At 72.6% G+C, this 14723-nt stretch carries 12 protein-coding genes, 1 tRNA gene and 1 pseudogene; 12 read left to right on the top strand and 2 right to left on the bottom strand.

Annotation, left to right across the window (positions count from 1 at the left end):
- Positions 1 to 76 precede the first annotated feature (76 nt).
- Positions 77 to 505 carry a hypothetical protein gene (locus IH44_RS0114150; RefSeq protein WP_051816886.1) on the top strand — a complete coding sequence of 143 codons (429 nt, stop codon included), beginning with the start codon at positions 77 to 79 and terminating at the stop codon, positions 503 to 505.
- A gap of 26 nt (positions 506 to 531) precedes the next feature.
- The gene (gene rdgB, locus IH44_RS0114145) at positions 532 to 1137 is read left to right on the top strand and encodes an RdgB/HAM1 family non-canonical purine NTP pyrophosphatase (protein ID WP_030459875.1); all 606 of its coding nucleotides are present in this window, start codon (positions 532 to 534) and stop codon (positions 1135 to 1137) included.
- A 71-nt stretch (positions 1138 to 1208) separates the two neighbouring features.
- Here the strand turns inward: rdgB and IH44_RS0114140 are convergent.
- A tRNA-Leu gene (locus IH44_RS0114140) sits at positions 1209 to 1292 on the bottom strand.
- A gap of 252 nt (positions 1293 to 1544) precedes the next feature.
- Here IH44_RS0114140 and IH44_RS0114135 point away from each other — a divergent pair.
- Together IH44_RS0114135 and IH44_RS0114130 are read left to right on the top strand one after the other, a co-directional pair.
- The gene (locus IH44_RS0114135; protein ID WP_030459874.1) at positions 1545 to 3887 is read left to right on the top strand and encodes a glycosyl hydrolase family 18 protein; all 2343 of its coding nucleotides are present in this window, start codon (positions 1545 to 1547) and stop codon (positions 3885 to 3887) included.
- A gap of 290 nt (positions 3888 to 4177) precedes the next feature.
- A complete protein-coding gene (locus tag IH44_RS0114130; RefSeq protein ID WP_232794942.1) occupies positions 4178 to 6559 on the top strand; it encodes a chitinase C-terminal domain-containing protein in 2382 nt (793 codons plus the stop codon).
- Positions 6560 to 6643: 84 nt separating this feature from the next.
- Here the strand turns inward: IH44_RS0114130 and bcp are convergent, their stop codons facing one another.
- The gene (bcp, locus tag IH44_RS0114125) at positions 6644 to 7117 is read right to left on the bottom strand and encodes a thioredoxin-dependent thiol peroxidase (protein WP_030459872.1); all 474 of its coding nucleotides are present in this window, start codon (positions 7115 to 7117) and stop codon (positions 6644 to 6646) included.
- Between the two features lie 142 nt (positions 7118 to 7259).
- Between bcp and IH44_RS49105 the strand changes: the two are divergent.
- The 8 genes and pseudogenes from IH44_RS49105 to IH44_RS0114090 all read left to right on the top strand — a co-directional run.
- Positions 7260 to 7424 (top strand): annotated as a pseudogene (locus IH44_RS49105) (DUF3618 domain-containing protein); the annotation flags it as partial.
- A 210-nt stretch (positions 7425 to 7634) separates the two neighbouring features.
- Positions 7635 to 7937, top strand: coding sequence for a co-chaperone GroES (locus IH44_RS47230; protein ID WP_051732111.1), 303 nt, complete (start codon positions 7635 to 7637; stop codon positions 7935 to 7937).
- Between the two features lie 68 nt (positions 7938 to 8005).
- The gene (locus IH44_RS0114115; protein WP_051816885.1) at positions 8006 to 8854 is read left to right on the top strand and encodes an ABC-2 family transporter protein; all 849 of its coding nucleotides are present in this window, start codon (positions 8006 to 8008) and stop codon (positions 8852 to 8854) included.
- Entirely contained in the window at positions 8847 to 9680 is an 834-nt protein-coding gene (locus IH44_RS0114110) for an ABC transporter permease (protein ID WP_030459869.1), read from the top strand. The genes IH44_RS0114115 and IH44_RS0114110 overlap by 8 nt, the downstream gene beginning before the upstream one ends.
- Positions 9681 to 9693: 13 nt before the next feature.
- Positions 9694 to 10662 (top strand): ATP-binding cassette domain-containing protein, encoded by a 969-nt coding sequence (locus IH44_RS0114105; RefSeq protein ID WP_030459868.1) that lies wholly within the window; start codon positions 9694 to 9696, stop codon positions 10660 to 10662.
- A gap of 62 nt (positions 10663 to 10724) precedes the next feature.
- Positions 10725 to 11945, top strand: a complete 1221-nt coding sequence (locus IH44_RS0114100; protein ID WP_051816884.1) for a glycosyltransferase family A protein — start codon at positions 10725 to 10727, stop codon at positions 11943 to 11945.
- Positions 11942 to 13249 carry a nucleotide sugar dehydrogenase gene (locus IH44_RS0114095; protein WP_030459866.1) on the top strand — a complete coding sequence of 436 codons (1308 nt, stop codon included), beginning with the start codon at positions 11942 to 11944 and terminating at the stop codon, positions 13247 to 13249. Before IH44_RS0114100 ends, IH44_RS0114095 begins: the two co-directional genes overlap by 4 nt.
- The gene (locus IH44_RS0114090) at positions 13197 to 14624 is read left to right on the top strand and encodes a DUF445 domain-containing protein (RefSeq protein ID WP_369794943.1); all 1428 of its coding nucleotides are present in this window, start codon (positions 13197 to 13199) and stop codon (positions 14622 to 14624) included. Before IH44_RS0114095 ends, IH44_RS0114090 begins: the two co-directional genes overlap by 53 nt.
- Positions 14625 to 14723 lie beyond the last annotated feature (99 nt).

Below are 14723 nucleotides of genomic sequence, written 5' to 3'. Positions count from 1 at the left end.
GCTGAACCGTCGTCAGGAAGGGTGGGCGGGCCCCGGAGTGCTGTACAGGCACGCGGGCCCGGCCTTAACGTTCGGGGTGAGCCCGCACACCCTCCTGGAGGACTCGCCGATGCAGCAGTCGCTGACCATCAACCGCACCACCGCCTTCGCCGTCGCCGCGCTGGCGCTGGTCCTCCCGTTGAGCGCGGTCAGCTGCTCCGCCGCGGAGAAGGCGGTCAGCTGCGCCAACACCGCGGTGCAGATCACCTCGGACGTGGCCCAGCTCGGCTCCGCGTACGACAGCGCCGAGCAGGACCCGGTCGCCGCCGGGAAGGCGCTGCAGAAGCTCAAGGGCGACATGGACAAGATCGGGCGCAACTCCAGCGACGCCGACCTCGGCAAGGCGATCGGCGACCTGCAGACCCAGATCGACAAGGCGCAGCAGGCCGTCGACAGCAACCAGGTGCCCGACCTCGGGCCGCTCGGCGACGCGGCGGGCCGGGTCAGCAAGGTGTGCACCGGCTGACCGGGACGGTTCACTAGGCTGGGGGCATGACCAAGCGACTCGTTCTCGCCACCCGCAACCAGCACAAGGTCGCCGAGCTGCGCGACATCCTCGGCGCGGCCGGACTGGAGGTCGAGCTGGTCGGGGCGGACGCCTTCCCCGAGGTGCCGGACGTGCCGGAGACCGGGGTGACCTTCGCCGAGAACGCGCTGCTCAAGGCGCACGCGCTGGCGCAGGCGACCGGGCTGCCGGCGGTGGCCGACGACTCGGGGCTGTGCGTGGACGTGCTGGGCGGGGCGCCCGGGATCTTCTCCGCGCGGTGGGCCGGGCGGCACGGCGACGACAGGGCCAACCTGGACCTGCTGCTGGCCCAGCTCGGCGACATCGCCGCGGAGCACCGGGCCGCCTCGTTCGCCTGCGCCGCCGCGCTCGCGCTGCCGGACGGCACCGAGCGGGTGGTCGAGGGCCGGCTGCACGGCACCCTGCGCACCGAGCCGGCCGGGACGGGCGGCTTCGGCTACGACCCGATCCTGCAGCCGCTCGGCGAGAGCCGGACCTGCGCCGAGCTGAGCGCCGAGGAGAAGAACGCGATCAGCCACCGCGGGCAGGCGTTCCGCTCGCTGGCGCCGGTGGTCGCCGAACTGCTGGGCTAGGCGACGAAACACGCGGAGAGGCCCGCCCCGGGGGAGCCGGGGCGGGCCTCGTTCGCGCGTGGATGCGCCGGTGCGGCCTGAGGGACTCGAACCCTCACGAGATTTCTCTCACGGGCACCTAAAACCCGGGCGTCTGCCAATTCCGCCAAGACCGCCGATACGTGATGTCCGCCATGCTACTGGCCCGTTGCGGGGGCGTGCACCACCCTTTCCGGCGGCGGTTCGGGGTGTTCCCACTTGTTCAAAAATTGGTACAGACCTATTGACCCTTGTGGTCCAGACCACGTACGTTCGCGCCGATCCGCGGAAAACCGGGTCCCGGGCGGTGCGCAACGACCGGGCCCAGGCACGTCTTCCTCCCCCACGGCGTCCGGTCCCCCTGCCGGGCGCGAGCATTGGAGCGACCCATGCCCGAACGCGCCACAGCCGCGCGCTCCGCCGCCCGCCCCGGGCGGCGTCCGCTGAAGGCCGGCACCGCGCTGGCGACCGCGACCGCACTGGTGGCCGGCGCCGCCGGACTGGTCACCGCGATGGGCGGCGCCTCCTCGGCCGCCACCGTCAACCTGCTGGCCAACGGCGACTTCGAGAGCGGCACGCTGACCGGCTGGAACTGCTCGGCCGGCCTCGGCTCGATCACCTCCACCGCCCCGCACTCCGGCACCAAGGCGCTGCAGGCGGCGGCCTCCGCCTCGGACAGCGCCCAGTGCTCGCAGACCGTCGCGGTCAGCCCGAACACCACGTACAGCCTGAGCGGCTGGCTGAAGGGCAACTACACCTACCTGGGCGTCACCGGGACGGGCACCACCGACACCAACTCCTGGGGTTCCAGCGCCGACTGGGCCAACCGCAGCACCACTTTCACCACCGGCGCCTCGACCACCTCGGTGACGGTCTACACCCACGGCTGGTACGGCCAGGGCACCTACTACGCGGACGACCTGGTCCTCACCGGCCCCGGCGGGTCGGGCTCCAGCAGCCCGTCGGCGAGCGGGAGTTCGAGCCCGAGCGCCAGTGCCAGTGCCAGCGCTTCGGCGAGCCCGTCCTCGTCCGCCTCCGCCTCGGCCTCCGCCTCGCCCTCGCAGAGCGCCTCGCCGTCGGCCAGTGCCTCGCAGACCGGGACGCCGGGCGGGGACGGGGTGGTGACCACGCCGACCGGGCTGAGCGCGAGCGTGGCGGGCACCGCGGTGACGCTGAAGTGGAACGCCTCGACCGACAACGCGCAGAACGGCAACAGCGCGGTCTACCGGATCTTCACCGGCGGGACCACGACCCAGACCGCGACCTCGATGGGCACCGCGGTGACCATCTCCTCGCTGCTGCCGAACACCGCGTACTCCTTCACCGTGCAGGGCTACGACAAGGACGGGCACAGCAGCGGGTTCACCGCGCCGGTGACCGTGACCACCGGGGCGGCCCCGACCGGCGCGCTGAAGTCGGCGTACTTCGCGCAGTGGGGCATCTACGGGAACAAGTACTACCCGTCGACGATGGCCGCGACCGGCGCTGCGGGCGGGCTGAACACGATGACCTACGCGTTCGCCAACATCGACCCGTCGACGCTGAGCTGCTTCGAGACGATCAAGGCCGCGGACACCAACGACAACAACCCGAACGCCGGCGACGGCGCGGGCGACGCGTTCGCGGACTACCAGAAGGGCTACACCGCGGACATCGCGGTGGACGGCACCACCGACGCCTGGACCCAGCCGCTGAAGGGCAACTTCAACCAGCTGCGCGAGCTCAAGGCGAAGTACCCGAACCTGAAGATCACCATGTCGCTGGGCGGCTGGACGTACTCCAAGTACTTCTCGGACGCGGCGGCCACCGACGCCTCGCGCAAGAAGCTGGTCTCCTCCTGCATCGACATGTTCATCAAGGGCAACCTGCCCTCGATCCAGGGCGACGCGACCGGCGGCGCCGCCGCGGCGATGGGCATCTTCGACGGCATCGACATCGACTGGGAGTACCCGGCCTCCGCGGGCGGCCACACCGGCAACCACTACGCGGCCGCCGACACCGCCAACTACACCGCGCTGCTGGCCGAGTTCCGCAACCAGTTGGACGCGTACGGGCAGACCGTCGGCAAGAAGTACCTGCTCACCGCGGCCCTGCCGTCCGGCCAGGACAAGATCGCGCTGCTGCAGACCGACCAGATCGGCAAGTACCTGGACTACGGCAACGTGATGTCCTACGACATGCACGGCGCCTGGGACGCGACCGGTCCGACCAACCTGCAGGACCCGCTGTACGACAGCCCGAACGACCCGAGCAACGTCGTCGCCCCGGGCACCCAGAAGTACACCGTGGACAACGCGGTCAACGCCTACCTGAACGGCGCCCCGGCGTACGGGATCAAGGGCGGCTTCCCGGCGAAGAAGCTGGTGCTGGGCGTGCCGTTCTACATGCGCGGGTGGACCGGGGTGCCGGCCGGCTCGAACTACGGCCTGTACCAGAGCGCGACCGGCCCGGCGGCGGCGCAGGGCACCAGCCAGACCGCCGGCGTGGCGTTCTGGAAGGAGCTGGTGGCGGCCGGCAAGACCACCGGTTCCTCGGTGCACTGGGACCCGACCACGCAGAGCTCGTGGATCTACGACGGCACCAGCCTGTGGACCGGTGACACCCCGCAGGCGATCGCGGCGCGCGGCTCGTACGCCACCTCCAAGGGCCTCGGCGGCATCTTCGCCTACTCGCTGGAGGCGGACGACCCGTCCGGAACCCTCGTCAACGCGATGACCGGAAGCATGAAGTAGCGTCAACTTCCCCTAGGGAGGGCCGGATCGTCCGAGTGCGGACGGTTCGGCCCTCTTCAGCAAGTTGGTACAGACCTGTTGACGTGGATGGTCCAGACCTTTTAAGTTCGGCGGAACTTCCCCCACATGTGCCCGGCTTCCCACGGCCGTGCGCACGACACTCTCTCCAGGAGGACCGAGTGTTGATCCGAAACAGGGCGGAGCAGCGTCCCACCGCTGCCGGCCGCCACCTCAAGGGCCGCAAGGTGGCGTTCGCCGCCACCGCGGCCGCGGGTCTGGCGGGCCTGCTGATGAGCACGCTCGGCGTGGCTCCGTCCGCGGCCGCCGTCGACAACCAGGCGTGCCGCCCCGACGGCATGTACACCACGCCCGGCGTCGACGTCCCCTACTGCAACGTCTACGACACCAGCGGCCGCGAGCAGATGGGCGCCGACCACCAGCGCCGCGTCATCGGCTACTTCACCAGCTGGCGCACCGGCAAGGACGGCACGCCCGCCTACCTGGTGAACAACATCCCCTGGGACAAGGTCACCCACCTCAACTACGCGTTCGCGCACGTGGCTTCCGACAACACGCTGTCGGTCGGCGCGGACGGCCCGAACAACGCCTCGACCGGGATGACCTTCCCCGGCGTGGCGGGCGCGGAGATGGACCCGGCGTACTCGTACAAGGGCCACTTCAACCTGCTCAGCAAGTTCAAGAAGCAGTACCCGAACGTCAAGACCATGGTCTCGGTGGGCGGTTGGGCCGAGACCGGCGGCTACTTCGACGACTCGGGCAGCCGGGTCAACTCGGGCGGCTTCTACTCGATGACCGTCAACGCGGACGGGTCGGTCAACCAGGCCGGCATCAACACCTTCGCGGACTCGGCCGTCGCCTTCATCAAGAAGTACGGCTTCAACGGCGTCGACCTCGACTACGAGTACCCGACCTCGATGAAGGACGCGGGCAACCCGCTCGACTACACCATCTCCAACGCCAAGCGCGCCTCCCTGATGAAGGGCTACGCCGCGCTGATGAAGACCATGCGGGAGAAGCTCGACCGGGCCTCCGCCGCCGACGGCAAGTACTACCTGCTGTCGGTCGCCGCCCCGTCCTCGGGCTACCTGCTGCGCGGCATGGAGACCTTCCAGGTCACCCAGTACCTGGACTACGTCAACATCATGTCGTACGACCTGCACGGCGCCTGGAACAAGTACGTCGGCCCGAACGCGGCGCTGTTCGACGACGGCAAGGACGCCGAGCTGGCCGCCGCCAACGTGTACGGCACCTCGCAGTACGGCGGCATCGGCTACCTGAACGGCGACTGGGCCGTGCACTACTTCCGCGGCGCGATGCCGGCCGGCCGGATCAACCTCGGCGTGCCGTACTACACCCGCGGCTTCCAGAACGTGCAGGGCGGCACCAACGGCCTGTGGGGCACCGCCTCCACCACCACCTGCCCGGCCGGCTCCGGCCTGACCACCTGTGGTGACGGCGCCGTCGGCATCGACAACCTCTGGCACGACCTGGACACCAACGGCAAGGAGTCGCCCGCCGGCTCCAACCCGATGTGGCACGCCAAGAACCTGGAAGCGGGCGTCCTGCCGGACTACCTGTCCAAGTACGGCGTGAGCGACACCGCGCTCAAGGGCACCTACACCCGCAACTACGACTCGACCCTGGTCGCGCCGTGGCTGTGGAACGCCGACAAGAAGGTCTTCCTCTCCACCGAGGACGACCAGTCGATCGCGGCCAAGGCCGACTACCTGGTCAACCAGGGCGTCGGCGGCGCGATGATCTGGGAACTGGCCGGCGACTACAAGTGGGACGCCACCGCCAACGGCGGCAAGGGCGAGTACGTCCAGGGCAACACCATGACCTCGCTGCTGTACGACAAGTTCAAGTCGGCCTCGGCGTACGGCGCGACCCGCTCCACCATCGCGCTGCCGCAGCAGACCCTGCCGATCGACGTGTCCTTCACCGACTTCGCGCTGGGCGACAACAACTACCCGATCAACCCGAAGATCCACATCGTCAACAACTCGACCACCACCCTGCCGGGCGGCACCGAGTTCCAGTTCGACTACTCGGTCTCCGCGCCCAGCAACGCCGCCGACCAGTCCGGCTTCGGCTCCAAGGTGATCCGGGCCGACCACACCGGCAGCAACGTCGGCGGCCTCAAGGGCACCTACAACCGGGTCTCGCTGAAGCTGCCGACCTGGCAGACCCTGGCGCCCGGCGCCTCGGTGGACGTCGCCTTCGTCTACTACCTGCCGGTCTCCACCCCGTCCAACTGGACCGTGAACGTCGGCGGCACGCTGTACGGCATCAACGGCGACTTCACCCGCGGCGCCACCGCGGGCACCGCCTCGCCGTCCGCGTCGGCCAGCGCCTCCGCCTCGGCCTCGCAGTCCGCGTCGCCGTCGGCCTCGGCCAGCGCCTCCGCCTCGCAGTCGGCGTCCCCGTCGGCCTCCGCCTCGCAGTCCGCCTCGCCGTCGGCCAGCGCCTCCGCGTCGGTCACCGCCGGGACCTGCTCGGGCGCGCCGAGCTGGAGCGCGGGCACCACCTACGCCACCGTCACCAAGGTGTCGTGGAAGGGCCACTACTACCAGAACAAGTGGTGGACCGCGGGCGAGGACCCCTCGCTGAGCGGCGCCTGGGGCGTCTGGACGGACCTCGGGGCCTGCTGAGCCTGATCCCGAGCCCATGAACGGCGGTGGCGGTCGACCCGGTCGGGGGGTCGGCCGCCACCGCTGCCCGCGTTCGCGCGCGGGCTACTCGCCGACCTTCAGGTCCTTCAGCAGCTTGGCGACGTGGCCGGTGGCCCGGACGTTGTACAGCGCCCGCTCCACCTTGCCCTGCTCGTCGACCACGACCGTCGAGCGGATCACGCCCTGGTAGGTGCGGCCGTAGTTCACCTTCTCGCCGTAGGCGCCGTACGCCTCCAGCACCCGGTGCTCCGGGTCGGAGAGCAGGGTCACCTTCAGCTGCTCGGTCTCGCGGAACTTGCCGAGCCGCTCCGGCGCGTCCGGCGAGATGCCGATCACGTCGTAGCCGGCGCCCGCGAACACCTCCAGGTTGTCGGTGAAGTCGCAGGCCTGCTTGGTGCAGCCCGGGGTGAGTGCCTTCGGGTAGAAGTAGACGATCACCTTGCGGCCCAGGTGGTCGGCCAGCGACACCTCCTCGCCGTCGGCGTCGGGCAGGGTGAAGGCGGGGGCGGTGTCGCCCGCCTGCAGGCGCTCGCTCACGGTGCTTGGATCTCCTCTGGAGCTGGACGGGGTCGGTACTGCCCGCCAACCTACTCCCGTTGGTGGGTGGCGCTGCGCGTGCGCGGCAGCGAGCTGACAGACTGTCGGTGGAGAAGAAGTACCTAGCGGTAACAGAGATGGGGTGGCCCCAGTGGCAGCGAGCGGCAAGGACACGTCGGCACCGCGTACGACGGCCCAGATCGAGGCGGACATCGCCGGGACCAGGGACCGGCTCGCCGTGACCCTCGACGAGCTCGCCATGCGCGTCCACCCGGCCACCGTCGCCGCCCAGGCCAAGGCCAAGGTCCGCGCCTCGGTCGAGCAGAAGGCCGGGCAGGCGTACGTCGCCGCGAGCGGGGCCCTCGAGCAGCCCCGGGCAGGTGCCCGGGGCCCCGCCGTTTCCGCGGTCCGGTACGGTCGGGGCGTGAGTGAGAACGACACCCAGAACACGGCCGCGCCCGGTGAGGACGCCCCGCACGGGCGGCACGACCGGCTCGGGGAGAAGCTGCCGATCCGGATGCTGCACGACCGGGTGCTGGTGCGGACCGAGACCGGCGAGGGCGAGCGCCGCTCCACCGGCGGCATCCTGATCCCGGCCACCGCCGAGCTGTCCCGGCGCTGCGCGTGGGCCGAGGCGGTGGCCGTCGGCCAGAGCGTCCGGTCCGTCGAACCCGGGGACCGGGTGCTGTACGACCCGGAGGACAAGCTGGAGGTCGAGGTGCGCGGCGCCACCTACGTGCTGCTGCGCGAACGCGACCTGCACGCGGTCGCGGCCGGGCGGTTCGGCGACCTGGAGGGCTCGACCGGGCTGTACCTCTAGCGGCGCGGCCCCGGCGGCAGGTCAGCCGGAAATAGGGGTGCGGGGCGCGGGGCGGCGGGCCTAGCCTGATGGGTCGCTCCGGTGCGGAGCCCTGTCGACGGGGGGACACGGTGGTGGGCGGCGTCTACCTGTCGGTGGCCCGCGGCGCGTTCCGGCGGTACTCGACGTACCGGGCGGCCACCGTCGCCGGGACGGTCACCAACAGCGTCTTCGGCGTCATCCTGGCGTCCACCATGCTCGCGCTGTGGCGGGCCCGGCCCGGCCTGGGCGGGTACGACGCCGCCCAGGCGGTGACGTACACCTGGATCAGCCAGGCGCTGCTGGCCACCGTCGCGGTGTGGGGCGGCGGCTTCCAGGACGACCTGCAGGCGCGCTTCCGCAGCGGGGACATCGCGGTCGACCTGTACCGGCCGGTCGACTTCCAGGGCTGGTGGCTGGCCACCGACCTGGGGCGGGCCGCGTTCCAACTGGTCACCCGGGGCGCGCTGCCGGTCCTGGTCGGCGCGGCGCTGTTCGACCTGGCGCTGCCCGGCAGCCCGCTGGTGTGGGCCGAGTTCCTGCTCGCGGTGGCGCTGGCCGTGGTGGTCAGCTTCGGGCTGCGCTTCCTGGCCTCGCTGACCGGCTTCTGGCTGCACGAGTCCGAAGGGGTGCGGGCCGTGATGACCGTGGTGTCGATGTTCTTCTCCGGCATGCTGCTGCCGCTCGCGCTCTTCCCCGGCCTGCTCGGCGAACTGGCCCGGGCGCTGCCGTTCTCGGCGATGGTGCAACTGCCCGCCGACGTGCTGCTGCGCCGGCGCACCGGCACCGGCCTGCTCGCCCTGTACGGGTTCCAACTCGGCTGGGCCGCCGCCCTGCTGGCCCTCGGCCGGGCCGGGCAGGCGCTCGCCGTGCGCCGGGTGGTGGTGCAGGGTGGCTGAACCGGACGGCCCGGCGGCCCGGGCGGGCTGGGCGGTGCGCTCGTGGTGGCTGATCGCCGGGATGTGGATCCGCTCCACCATGGCCTACCGGGCCTCGTTCGCGCTCAGCCTGGCCGCCAACACCCTGGTCACCTTCCTGGACTTCGCGGTGCTGCTGCTGATGTTCGCCCACACCCGGCAACTGGCCGGGTGGACGCTGGCCGAGACCGGCTTCCTGTACGGCACCTCCTCGGCGGCCCTCGGCGCGGCCAACGTCCTGGTCGGATCGGTCGGCGGGCTGGGCGAGCGGGTCCGCTCCGGGAGCCTGGACACCATGCTGATCCGGCCCGCCCCCGCGCTGGCCCAACTCGCCGCCGAGCGCTTCTCGCTGCGCCGCCTGGGCCGGCTGCTGCAGGCCCTCGCGGTGCTCGGCTGGTCGCTCACCGCGCTGGACGTGCACTGGACCTGGGACCGGGTGCTGATGGTGCCCGTGCTGCTGCTGTGCGGCACGCTGATCTTCTGCGCGCTGTTCATCGGCTGCTCCTGCGTGCAGTTCTGGTGGGGCGAGGCCGCCGAACTGCAGAACTCGGTCACCTACGGCGGCGCCACCCTGCTCCAGTACCCGCCCACCGTCTTCGCCCGGGAGCTCGTCGCGGGCACCGTGTTCGGCGTGCCGCTGGCCTTCGTCAACTGGCTGCCCGCGCTGCACGTCCTCGGCCGGCCCGACCCGCTCGGGCTGCCCGCCGCGTTCCGGTTCGCCTCGCCGCTGGCCGCCGCGCTCTGCCTGCTGGCGGCCGGACTGGCCTGGCGGACCGGGCTGCGCGCCTACCGCTCCACCGGAAGCTGACGGAAGGACCAGCATGGCGATGATCGAGGTCGAGGACGTCCGGCGGAGCTTCACCGTCCGGGTCCGGGACGGGCGCTGGCGGCGGACCAAGCGCGAGGTGCGGGCCGTCGACGGGCTGACCTTCGCCGTCGAGGAGGGCGAGTGCGTCGGCTACATCGGGCCCAACGGCGCCGGGAAGTCCACCACCGTCAAGATGCTCACCGGCATCCTGGTGCCCAGCGGCGGCCGGCTGCGGGTGGCCGGCGTCGACCCGGCCGCCCGCCGGGCCGAACTCGCCCGCCGGATCGGCGTGGTGTTCGGCCAGCGCACCACCCTGTGGTGGGACCTGCCGCTGCGCGACAGCTACGAACTGGCCCGCCGGATCTACCGGATCCCCGCCGCGGCGTACCGGGCCAACCTCGACCGGTGCGTCGAACTCCTCGACCTCGGCGACCTGCTGGACACCCCCGTCCGGCAGCTCTCGCTCGGCCAGCGGATGCGCGGCGACCTCGCCGCCGCCCTGCTGCACGACCCCGGCGTGCTCTACCTCGACGAACCCACCATCGGGCTCGACGTGGTCAGCAAGGCCAAGGTCCGGGCGTTCCTGCGCGAGACCAACCGGGAACGGCGCACCACCGTGCTGCTCACCACCCACGACCTCACCGACATCGAGCAGCTGTGCGACCGGGTGATGGTGATCGACCACGGCCGGCTCGTCCTGGACGGCCCGCTGGAGCGGCTGCACGAGATCGGCGGCAGCGAACGCACCCTGGTGGTCGACCTCGCCGCGGCGCACCCGCCGATCGAGCTGCCCGGCGTCCGGGTGGTGCGCACCGAGGGCCCGCGGCAGTGGCTGGCCTTCCCCGCCCGGCAGAGCGCCGCCCCCGTGGTCGCCGCCGTCGCCGAGCGCTACCCGCTGGTCGACCTGTCGGTGCGGGAACCCGCCATCGAGGACGTGATCGCCCGGATCTACGCCGGGAGCGCCCCCGCACCGGCGCACTGACCCTCCCTCACTCGTTCGGGTGAGGAAGGTGACCAGACGGCCGGTACGGGAGTTGACACCGCGTGACCGAGCAAGGACCGGACGTCAGCGTGGTGATCGCCGTCCACGACACCATGCCCTACTTGACCGCCTGCCTCGACTCGCTGGTGGGCCAGAGCATCGAGCGGCAGCGGATGGAAGTCGTCGCCGTCGACGACGGCTCCAGCGACGGCAGCAGCGAGGAACTCGCCCGCTACGCGGCCGCCCACCCGGGGCTGTTCCGCACCGCCCGGCAGCCCGCCTCCGGCGGCCCCGCCAGCCCCACCAACCGCGGCACCGACCTCGCCCGCGGCCGCTACCTGCTCTACCTCGGCTCCGACGACTGGCTCGGCCCCGAGGCGCTGGAGCGGATGGTCGCCGCCGCCGACCGCTGGCAGTCCGACGTGCTGATCCCCAAGCAGGTCGGCGAGCACGGCCGGGTCGTCCCGCAGGGCATCTTCGACCGCACCGCCGAACAGGTCGGCTTCACCGACTCCGCGCTCGCCTGGGCCCTCGGCGACACCAAGCTGTTCCGCCGCGACCTGGTCACCAGCCACGGCCTGCGCCGCCGCGAGGACCTGGTCATCCACTCCGACCAGCCCTTCACCCTCGGCGCGCTGCTGCACGCCCGCAAGGTCTCCGTCCTCGCCGACTACGACTACTACCACCTGGTGCTCCGCCAGGACCGCTCCAACGTCACCCACCGGGCCGGGCCGCTGGACCGGCTGCGCGGCTTCACCGCCGCCCACGAGGTGCTCGACCGCTCCACCCTGCCCGGCCCCGCCCGGGACGCCGTCCGGGCCCGCTACTTCAGCTGGGACGTCCCGCAGCTGCTGCAGGCCCCGTTCCTCGCCGAACCGCCCGCCATGCAGCGCCGGATCGTCCAGGAGATCGGCCGGTTCACCGAACGGCACTGCTCGCCCGCCGTGTTCCGCACCCTGCCCGTCCCCGCCCGGCTGCGCCTCGCCCTCGCCCGGCGCGGCGAACTGCTCGCCCTGTGCGACCTGATCACCTGGGAGCGGGACCACGGCGAGGCCCCCGCCGTCCGCCGCGGCTCCCGGCTCTACGCCGGCTACCCGGTCTTCCGCGACCGGCACCTCGGCCTGCCCGACGCCCTGTTCGAACTCGGCCGCGCCCCCGGCCCGGCCGGCTGGCGCCGCCTCGTCCCCGCCCCGCTGCGCCGCGCCCGGTGGGCCGCCAAACGCCTGCTGCGCCGCACCCGGCGGCACGGCCTGGCCGCCGCGCTGCGCGGAGCCGCCCGATGAGCGCCGCACCCGCCCGGGACGTCTGCGTCGTCGGCCTCGGCAAGATCGGCCTGCCGCTGGCCGTCCAGTACGCCGGCAAGGGCCACCTGGTGACCGGCGCCGACATCGTCCCCGAGGTGGTCACCGCCGTCAACGCCGGCCGGCCGCCCTTCCCGCGCGAGGCCCACCTCGACGAGCGGCTCGCCGAGGCCGTCGCGGCCGGCCGGCTGCGCGCCACCACCGACACCGCCGCCGCCACCGCCGGGGCCGACGCCGTGGTGATCGTCGTCCCGCTGGTCACCGGCCCCGACGGCAGCCCCGACTTCTCCCTGCTGGACGCCGCCACCGACGCCGTCGCCGCCGGGCTGCGCCCCGGCACCCTGGTCAGCTACGAGACCACGCTGCCGGTCGGCACCGTCCGCGGCCGCTTCGCCCGGCGGCTGGAGGCCGGCTCCCAACTGGCCGCCGGGCGGGACTTCGCGCTGGTGTTCAGCCCCGAACGGGTGCGCACCGGACGGGTCTTCGCCGACCTGCGGCGCTACCCCAAGCTGGTCGGCGGCATCGACGAGGAGTCCACCCGGCGCGGCGTCGACTTCTACCGGGCGGTGCTCGACTTCGACCCGCGCCCCGACCTGCCGCGCGGCAACGGCGTGTGGGCGCTGTCCACGGCGGAGGCCGCCGAGTTCGCCAAGCTCGCCGAGACCACCTACCGGGACGTCAACATCGCGCTGGTCAACCAGTTCGCCCGGTACGCGGACCGGGTCGGCGTCGACCTCGCCGAGATCGTCGACGCCTGCAACTCCCAGCCCTACAGCCACCTGCACCGGCCCGGCATCGCGGTCGGCGGCCACTGCATCCCGGTCTACCCGCGGCTGTACCTGTGGAACGACCCCGGCGCCACCGTGGTGCGGGCCGCCCGCGAGGCCAACGAACAGGTCCCGGCGTACGCGGTCGGGCTGCTGGAGGGCGCGCTCGGCCCGCTGGCGGGCGTCGCGGTGACGGTGCTCGGCGCGTCCTACCGGGGCGGGGTCAAGGAGACCGCGTACTCCGGGGTGTTCCCGCTGGTCGAGGCGCTGCGGGCGGCCGGGGCCGAGGTCGGCGTCAGCGACCCGCTGTACCTCCCGGAGGAGCTGGCCGCCCTCGGCCTGCCGCCCGACCAGGGCAAACCCGCCACCGCGCTGGTCGTCCAGGCCGACCACCCCGAGTACCGGGACCTCGGCGCGGTCGACTTCCCGGGCGTGCGGGTGCTGCTCGACGGCCGCCGGGTCACCGATCCGGCCCGCTGGGAGGGCGTGCGGCGGATCGTGCTCGGCGGGGGCGGCTGAGCGTTCCCGGCCCGGGCCCCGGCGCCCGGGCCGGGCGGATTCGCGGGGCGGGGGCCGTTTCGCCGGGCCGGTGTGCCAGGCTGGCGGGGTGAGCGCGGACCAGACTGCCCCCGGAGTCAGCTTCACCGCCGCCGACGAGGAGAAACGGCGCGGTGTCCGACGGATGAAGACCATCGCCACCGGCCTGCTCGGCCTGGCCACCCTGGTCTTCGCCCTCGCCACCTGGGCCAAGGCGGCCGGGGCGGGCGCCTGGGCCGGGTACGTGGCCGCCGCCGCCGAGGCCGGCATGGTCGGCGCGCTCGCCGACTGGTTCGCCGTCACCGCGCTGTTCCGCCGCCCGTTCGGCCTGCCGATCCCGCACACCGCGATCATCCCGACCAAGAAGGACGCCTTCGGGCGCTCGCTCGGCGACTTCGTCGGCGACAACTTCCTGTCCGCGCCGGTGGTCCGGGCCCGGCTCGGCCGGATCGGCGTGGCCCGGCGGCTCGGCGAGTGGCTGTCCGCGCCCGGCAGCGCCGAACGCGTCACCCGGGAGGCCGCCGCCGCGCTGCGCGGCCTGCTCGCGGTGCTCCGCGACGACGACGTGCAGGCCGTGGTCGCCGAGGCGGTCACCCGGCGGGCCGCCGCCACCTCGGTCGCCGAACCCGCCGGCCGGTTGCTCGGGAAGATCGTCGCGGACGGCGGGCACAAGGGCGTGGTCGACCTGGTCGCGGTGCGGGCCCACGACTGGCTGGTCGAGCACCACGGCGAGGTGGTCGCCCGGGTCACCGCCAAGACCCCCGGCTGGACGCCCAAGTTCCTCGACCAGCAGGTCGGCGAACGGGTCTACAAGGAACTGCTGCGCTTCGTCGGCGACGTCCGCGACGACCCGGTGCACCCCGCGCGCGGCGCCCTCGACAACTTCCTCGCCGACTTCGCGCAGGAGCTCCAGCACGACCCCGCGACCATCGACCGGGTCGAGCGCGCCAAGTCCGAACTGCTGGCCCGCCCCGAGGTGCAGGACCTGATCGCCTCCTCCTGGTCGGCCGTCCGCACCCTGGTGCTGAACGCCGCCGAGGACGAGGACAGCGAACTGCGCCGCCGCCTCACCGACGGGCTGCGGAGCCTCGGCCGACGGCTCGCCACCGACGGCAAACTTCAGGCAAAAACTGACGGTTGGCTGCTGGACGCCGCCGAGTACGTGGTCTCCACCTACCGGGAGGAGATCACCTCGCTGATCTCCGACACCGTGGCCGGCTGGGACGCCGCCGACGCCTCCCGCAAGATCGAGGCCAACGTGGGCCGTGACCTGCAGTTCATCCGGATCAACGGCACCGTGGTCGGCGCGCTGGCCGGCCTGCTGATCCACACCGTCAGCACCGCGCTGGGCGGCTGACGGACCGTCGGGCCGGCTCCCACCGACCGGTCGGCGGGTGTCCGGACCCTTGGGTAGGGTGAGCGACCGATCGGCGCGGCCAGGGGGGTCGGACGCCTG

The organism is Kitasatospora sp. NRRL B-11411 (genome assembly GCF_000721345.1).
GTDB classification, from domain to species: Bacteria; Actinomycetota; Actinomycetes; order Streptomycetales; family Streptomycetaceae; genus Kitasatospora; species Kitasatospora cineracea.
The sequence above is the reverse complement of the archived record's forward strand: the minus strand, read 5'-3'. Positions and strand labels throughout refer to the sequence as shown.